Here is a 6,256-nt window from a genome sequence, read left to right on the forward strand (position 1 = left end):
ATTGCTCAAGTTATGGTAAAAAATGCTCAGTATTTTAATGGACTCTATGCTTCTGATATAAATTGGAGTAAAGAGTATAATGTTACAGTTCTCTCAGTTATAGACAAAGAGGGTGCGACAGAGTTTATCTACTCTGCTAAAGCTAAACACCAACAGATAAAAAATGGCGATCAATTTGTCGTTGTTGGATTTGATATAGATATAATAAAGTTTGAAAAATTAATAGGAGATGCAAATGAGTAAAGTAGGAGTAATAGGAGCTGGAAAATGGGGAACAGCTCTAGCTTTTGCGCTTAGTGAGAAGTGTGAAGTTTATATAACTTCAAGAACTCCTAGAAATATGAAAAACTTTGTCTCTTTAGAAGAGATTTTAAAGCTTGAGTATTTAGTGATAGCTATACCAGCACAACAGGTCTCTTCGTGGTTAAGAGAGCATTTTATCTACAATAATCATAAAATATTGGTCGCAGCAAAAGGGATAGAAGCAACAAGTGGGAAGTTTTTAAATGAGATATATGAAGATTATGTTCCTTCTCAAAATATAGCTTTTCTCTCAGGTCCATCATTTGCGACAGAGGTTATGAAATCACTCCCTACAGCACTAGTTATAAACTCTACAAATGAAGAGTTGAGTAAAGAATTTGCCTGTTTTTTCCCATCATTTATAAAAACATACACATCCACTGATATAGCAGGTGCAGAAGTAGCCGGTGCATATAAAAATGTTATAGCTATAGCAGCGGGCATTTGCGAGGGATTAGCCCTTGGAAAAAATGCAGCAGCTTCATTAATCTCAAGAGGTTTGGTTGAGATGCAGAGATTTGGTAAAGTTTATGGTGCAAAAGAGGAGAGTTTCATAGGACTTAGCGGAGCGGGGGATCTTTTTTTAACTGCATCATCAACTATGAGTAGAAACTTTCGTGTTGGTTTAGGGATAGCTGCGGGTAAATCAAAAGAGCAGATAGTAGAAGAGCTTGGAGAAGTAGCAGAGGGAATAGGTACTACATATGCACTAAACTCTATTGCTGCAGAGAAGGGTTTGTACCTTCCAATAGCAAAAGAGGTTTATCTTATGTTAGAAGGCTTAGACCCACACGTAAGCCTTCGCAACTTCTTATCTAACTAGAGTATTTAAAACTTTTTCTCTAAGATGTAAGTTGAGATTATTTTAATCTCCTCTGCAGTAACTTTTCCCTCAAGTGAAGGCATAACCCCAAACTTCTTTTTTGTCTCTATTGGAAATAGCATTTTATCTTCACTTGGATTTAGTGCATAATCAATTATATACTTGATTTTGTCCTCTTCATTTTCATAACGTTCTCTTGCTTTTTTTGCAATCGCCCAATATGGAGGTGCTTTCATGTTGTCAAGTTTCTCTTTTGTGATTTCACCCATAAGATGACACTCCCCACATTTTTTAGTTGCAAGTTCCTCTGCAGACTCTGAAGCAAACATAGTGCATAGCGCACCTACAATTAAAGATAAAGTAACTATTTTTTTCATGATAACACCCTTTATATAAAATAAAATAATTATGATTATAACATAGAATTATCTAAGTGATGTGATTTTTATATATTTTTTAATTTAGGAGCAAAAGGATAGAATATAAAAAAGTTTATATAAGAGAGTTAAATGATAGATAGAGTTGCATGCAAAAAAATAACTGTTGCAATTTTAATTGCACTTGTAGCTTTTTTGCTATCTTTTATACCTTTTACGCTTACTCAATCGCTCTTGGTGGGAGTAATAGCCTTTTTGGTAGTACTTTGGACAAATGAGGGTTTGCCTCTTGGAGTTGTCTCTTTGCTTCCCATCGTTTTGTTTCCATCTTTTGGAATTTTATCTACAGGACTTACAACACAACATTATGCAAATCCCATCATTTTTCTATTTTTGGGAGGCTTTTTCATAGCCATTGCTGTTGAGAAGAGCAGCTTGCATAAATGGATAGCAAATAAAATGTTCTCCATTTTTCCAGCAACTCCGCGTGGAGTTATATTTTCTCTAACTATATCCTCAGGAATACTAAGCTCTCTTTTGTCAAACACAACAACTGCACTACTACTTATACCAATCGCTCTGTTTATAAGTGATGATGTAAAACTAAAGATGAGATTTGCTCTAGGTGTTGCTTATGGTGCTAGTGTTGGCGGTATCTTAACTCCTATAGGAACACCGCCAAATCTTATTTTGTTCGGGTTTATGCAAGATAAAGGCATGGAGGCCTTCTCTTTTATAGAGTGGATGTGGATGATGACTCCTTTGGTTTTTATCATGTTTATAGTTGTCGCATCTCTTCTTAGCGTTGGAGTTAGTGATGTTAAAATATCTTTGGATGACGAGGAAAAAGCACTAGATGCTAATCAAAAGAAGATACTTTTATTACTTGGTGGAGTTATTCTTCTTCTTTTACTAAACGCACCACTTGGCTCGTTCTGGGGTGGTCTTGGACTAAATGAGAGTGTTGTTTTACTTAGCGGGGGGCTTTTGCTTTTTGCACCACCTTTTTCTATTCTTGATTGGATGGATGATAAAAGTAAAGTTCCATTTAGAATTATGTTCCTCTTTGGCGCTGGATTCTCTATTGCCGCTGCTTTTAGCTCGAGTGGTTTAGCAGATGAAGTAGCTTCGTATCTTCTAGCTTTAACTAACCTCTCCACCATATTGATACTTATCTCTATTGCTGTTCTTATAACATTTACAACTGAGATAACTTCAAACACAGCTCTAATCTCAGTTATGCTTCCCATAATCTATGCACTAGCAATACAAGCAAATATGGATGTAAAACTATTTATGGTCGTAGCAACTGTATGCGCTAGTTACGCTTTTATGCTCCCAATCGCCACGCCTCCAAATGCCATAGCAATGAGCAGTGGCGCTGTTAGTGTAAAAGATATGTTAAGGTATGGATTTTTACTAAATCTAGCAGGTATATTTTTTGTAGTAATCATTGCTGAGCTTTTTTGGAGATAATCTCCTTGGAATCTCTACTCTTAAAGATATGAAAATTATATATAAATATAGAAGTAGTGCACTTACTAAAATGGAAGTAGTAAAATATAAAATTAAAGAAAACTTGCGTTATAATCGGATTTAAACGCTTATGTTATGGAAGTAGTAAAAAAGAAAAATGGAAGTAATATGGAAAATATAAAGATACCAGACCCATATTGGGGTAGTGACCTTGCTAACATTATTTTAGATTTAGAAAAACTAAGAACAAAGAGACTAGGTGGAGATGTTCCTTCTCATATCTTCTTCCAGCTAAAAGATATTTTTCATATTTTAGAGACTTTAGGTTCTGCTAGGATAGAGGGAAACAATACAACACTCTCAGAATATGTAGAAAAAATCATTGAAGATGGCATAAAAGATGAGAGTAATGATGAAATCAGAAACTTAGAAAATGCGATAGATTTTATTGAAGAAAATACAGATGAAAACACTTCTATAAATCGTGCTTTTATTTCAGAGATACATAAAATTATCACAAACAACTTGACTCCGCCACCAGTAGGAGAAGGCTCGAGAAATGCGGGTGAACTTAGAACACATGATGTTAAAATAAAAAAGTCTGGGCATACTCCACCTACACATTTTCTTCTAAAAGAACAGTTTGAAGGGTTCATTAAATTTATTAACTTTGCGCACAAAGAGCAGTATCAACTCTTAATGGTTGCTGTTGCGCATCATAGATTTGAGTTTATCCACCCTTTTGATAATGGAAATGGAAGAATGGGGAGGCTTCTCAACTATGCCTTTTTGATAAAACTAGGCTTTCAAGTAAAAACAGGAAGGATTATCAACCCTTCATCTGTTTTTTATACAGATAGAGATAAATATTATGACATGTTGTCTAAAGCAGATTCTTTAAAGGATGATGATATTTTATCTTGGTGTGAGTATTTTCTTCTTGGATTAAAAAATGAGATAGAGAAGATAGACTCTTTACTAAATCAAGAGTATGTAAAAAAACACCTTCTTTTGCCTACATTGCAAATAGCACGAGAAGCTCAACAGATTAATAATCTAGAGTTTAAAATACTAGATTATCTGATAAATAAAGATGACATGTCAATGAAATCAGAAGAACTAAGCGCACTTGGTATTACTGACTCTAAGAAAAAATCAATTGTTATGGGAAAACTAAAAGAGAAAAATATTATTGTACCTGTTACTAAAGGTGGTAGGATTTATACAATTAAATTTGTAAATAACTATCTACTGCGAGGTATTATGAAAGTGCTCAGAGAAAATGGTTTTGTATCTGACTTTTTAAATAATAACTAAAGATTTAAGTTAAGTAAATAAGGGTATATAGAGATAAATCTCTGTTATGAACAAGCAGTTATATAATTTATAATGTAATATCATAGATTTTTTTAATTAATGAGTATTAGAAGGTATGTAATAAATTCACGTTGTTATTAACATATCTAAATTAATAAACATGTAGATAAAATAACATAAAAAAGAGGTAAAGAATGGTTGTTCATATAGTTATATTTAAATTTCGTGATGAAAATAAAAGTGCAAATATTGCAGAAGTAACTAAGAGGTTAAATGCCCTTGTAGAGATTGTTCCAGAGCTTAAAAAAATGGAAGTTGGTGTTAACTTTACTGACTCAGAGAGAGCGTTTGACCTATCAATATACGCTACGTTTGACACAAAAGAAGATATGGCAGTTTATGCTATCCATCCTGAGCATGTAAAAGTGGTAGAGCTTATAAGAGCAGTAACTCTTGAGTCAAAAATAGTGGATTATATTTTATAAAAATACTCAAAGTAGATGTAAACAAAATACATTACTTTGCTCTTCATAAGTGTAACTTAATGAGAAGTTGTGTTTAGCAACTATCTTATTTACAATACTTAGCCCAAGCCCAAAGCCATCTCTTTGAGATAGCTCTTGCGTAAAAGGTTGTAAGTAGTACTCAAGCTCTTTTGAGAGCCTTTTTCCTTCGTTTATAACACATATCTTCTCAGCTGAGACTCTAAGAGTTATCGGTAGCGCAGTTGCATATTTTAGCGCATTGTCTATAAGGTTTTTAAGAGCAGTTGAGAGATAGTGTAAATCCGCTTCTATTTTAAAATTATCCTCTATCTCGATGATTATGCTTGACTCATCGCTTATATAGAGCTTGCTTAGGGCTTCTGTTATTAGAGTTTCTGCGCTAAAGATTGAGAGGTTTAGTTTTGTAGAGTTTAGCTTCTCTAGCTCTAAGAGCTCATTTGTTAAAAATTCTAAGTCTAGAAATATCTTTTGAAGAAGCTCTTTTTGCGGGGCATTTTCTATCTTTTGTATAACAAACTTTCCCTTTGCTATAGGAGTTCTGAGTTCATGTCCTATATCTCTTAGGAGTGCCTCTCTACTCTTTATAAGCTCCTCTAAAGAAGAGGCCATAGTATTAAAGGCAGAGGAGAGCGTTTGCATCTCATCATTTGATTTTATGTTGATTCTGCTCTTGAAATCTCCACTAGAGAAGTTCTCAATCCCTTTTGTAATTTTTTTAAGAGGAGAGAGAAGTTTTAAAAGGTATAAAAATATAAGCAAAAGAACAAAAATATCTAAAAAAATAAGGATATTTAGCATAAGTTTGTCATTTATGTTCTCTTCGTTGGGTGTCTTTAGCATATAACTCTCATCAAGAAAATTTATCTCTATAATAAACTCATCTTCAAATGATGCTTTTTTGATAGAGATAAAGCCAAAAGTATGTTTTTCATAGTAGAGGACTTCTCTATCTTTTTTGTCCTCTACTCTTACAAGGTTGTACTTTGAGATTAGCTCCTCAACTCTATCGCTATTGTCTATGTTTTGAAATATCTCATTTGAGATTTTTAGGTATTTATCTTTTATAAGTTCATCCACTCTTTTGGAGTTGATGCTATCTATCCAAAATCCTATAACGCCCATAAGGATAAAACTTGTTAAAAAAAGTATCGATATCTTTTTTAAAATTGACATATCAGCTCACAAACTTATAGCCGATGCCCCATACGGACTTAATGAACATTGGCTCTTTTGAGTCATCGCCTATCTTGTTTCTTATGTTGCTTATATGTGTGTCGACTGTTCTGTTTTTTGTATTTTCATCAAGTGAAGTTGCGTTTATAATCTGCTCTCGTGCAGAAATCTTGTTCATGTTCTCTACTAAAAATATAAATATCTCAAACTCTATTTTTGTAAAATCAATCGTATAACCATCCAAGACAACTTCCCTGTTGACCTTATCTATGACAAACTCT

General features: G+C 33.6%; 7 protein-coding genes and 1 pseudogene. 5 read left to right on the forward strand and 3 right to left on the reverse strand.

Translation table 11 applies throughout. The features are described 5' to 3' along the window. Together PHI38_RS08260 and PHI38_RS08265 are read left to right on the forward strand one after the other, a co-directional pair. A pseudogene (locus tag PHI38_RS08260) lies at positions 1-243 on the forward strand (potassium transporter TrkA); the annotation flags it as partial. Then, on the forward strand, positions 236-1,126 hold the full coding sequence (locus PHI38_RS08265) for an NAD(P)H-dependent glycerol-3-phosphate dehydrogenase (RefSeq protein WP_299854948.1): 891 nt from the start codon (positions 236-238) through the stop codon (positions 1,124-1,126). The pseudogene PHI38_RS08260 and the gene PHI38_RS08265, both read left to right, overlap by 8 nt. Before the next feature lie 5 nt (positions 1,127-1,131). On the opposite strand, the gene PHI38_RS08270 is transcribed toward PHI38_RS08265, so the two are convergent. Then, positions 1,132-1,503 carry a c-type cytochrome gene (locus tag PHI38_RS08270; RefSeq protein ID WP_299854951.1) on the reverse strand — a complete coding sequence of 124 codons (372 nt, stop codon included), beginning with the start codon at positions 1,501-1,503 and terminating at the stop codon, positions 1,132-1,134. A gap of 132 nt (positions 1,504-1,635) precedes the next feature. Between PHI38_RS08270 and PHI38_RS08275 the strand changes: the two genes are divergently transcribed. The 3 genes from PHI38_RS08275 to PHI38_RS08285 all read left to right on the forward strand — a co-directional run bounded on the left by PHI38_RS08275 (position 1,636) and on the right by PHI38_RS08285 (position 4,781). Next, on the forward strand, positions 1,636-2,979 hold the full coding sequence (locus PHI38_RS08275; RefSeq protein ID WP_299854953.1) for a DASS family sodium-coupled anion symporter: 1,344 nt from the start codon (positions 1,636-1,638) through the stop codon (positions 2,977-2,979). 168 nt (positions 2,980-3,147) lie between these two features. Next, positions 3,148-4,296, forward strand: coding sequence for a Fic family protein (locus PHI38_RS08280; RefSeq protein ID WP_299854955.1), 1,149 nt, complete (start codon positions 3,148-3,150; stop codon positions 4,294-4,296). 194 nt (positions 4,297-4,490) lie between these two features. Continuing rightward, entirely contained in the window at positions 4,491-4,781 is a 291-nt protein-coding gene (locus tag PHI38_RS08285) for a Dabb family protein (RefSeq protein ID WP_299854957.1), read from the forward strand. Positions 4,782-4,787: 6 nt separating this feature from the next. On the opposite strand, the gene PHI38_RS08290 is transcribed toward PHI38_RS08285, so the two are convergent. Together PHI38_RS08290 and PHI38_RS08295 are read right to left on the reverse strand one after the other, a co-directional pair. After that, positions 4,788-5,975 (reverse strand): ArsS family sensor histidine kinase, encoded by a 1,188-nt coding sequence (locus tag PHI38_RS08290; protein WP_299854959.1) that lies wholly within the window; start codon positions 5,973-5,975, stop codon positions 4,788-4,790. 1 nt (position 5,976) lies between these two features. Continuing rightward, positions 5,977-6,256: winged helix-turn-helix domain-containing protein (locus PHI38_RS08295; protein ID WP_299854962.1), on the reverse strand; the 280-nt coding region annotated here is incomplete at its 5' end.

Source organism: Sulfurimonas sp. (assembly GCF_028694895.1).
Classification (GTDB): domain Bacteria; phylum Campylobacterota; class Campylobacteria; order Campylobacterales; family Sulfurimonadaceae; genus Sulfurimonas.

Bases quoted from the DNA above. Each gene is read 5' to 3' on its own strand.
- PHI38_RS08280 (WP_299854955.1), top strand. From the start codon at position 3,148: ATGGAAAATATAAAGATACCAGACCCATATTGGGGTAGTGACCTTGCT.
- PHI38_RS08290 (WP_299854959.1), bottom strand. From the start codon at position 5,975: ATGTCAATTTTAAAAAAGATATCGATACTTTTTTTAACAAGTTTTATC.
- PHI38_RS08285 (WP_299854957.1), top strand. From the start codon at position 4,491: ATGGTTGTTCATATAGTTATATTTAAATTTCGTGATGAAAATAAAAGT.
- PHI38_RS08270 (WP_299854951.1), bottom strand. From the start codon at position 1,503: ATGAAAAAAATAGTTACTTTATCTTTAATTGTAGGTGCGCTATGCACT.
- PHI38_RS08275 (WP_299854953.1), top strand. From the start codon at position 1,636: ATGATAGATAGAGTTGCATGCAAAAAAATAACTGTTGCAATTTTAATT.
- PHI38_RS08265 (WP_299854948.1), top strand. From the start codon at position 236: ATGAGTAAAGTAGGAGTAATAGGAGCTGGAAAATGGGGAACAGCTCTA.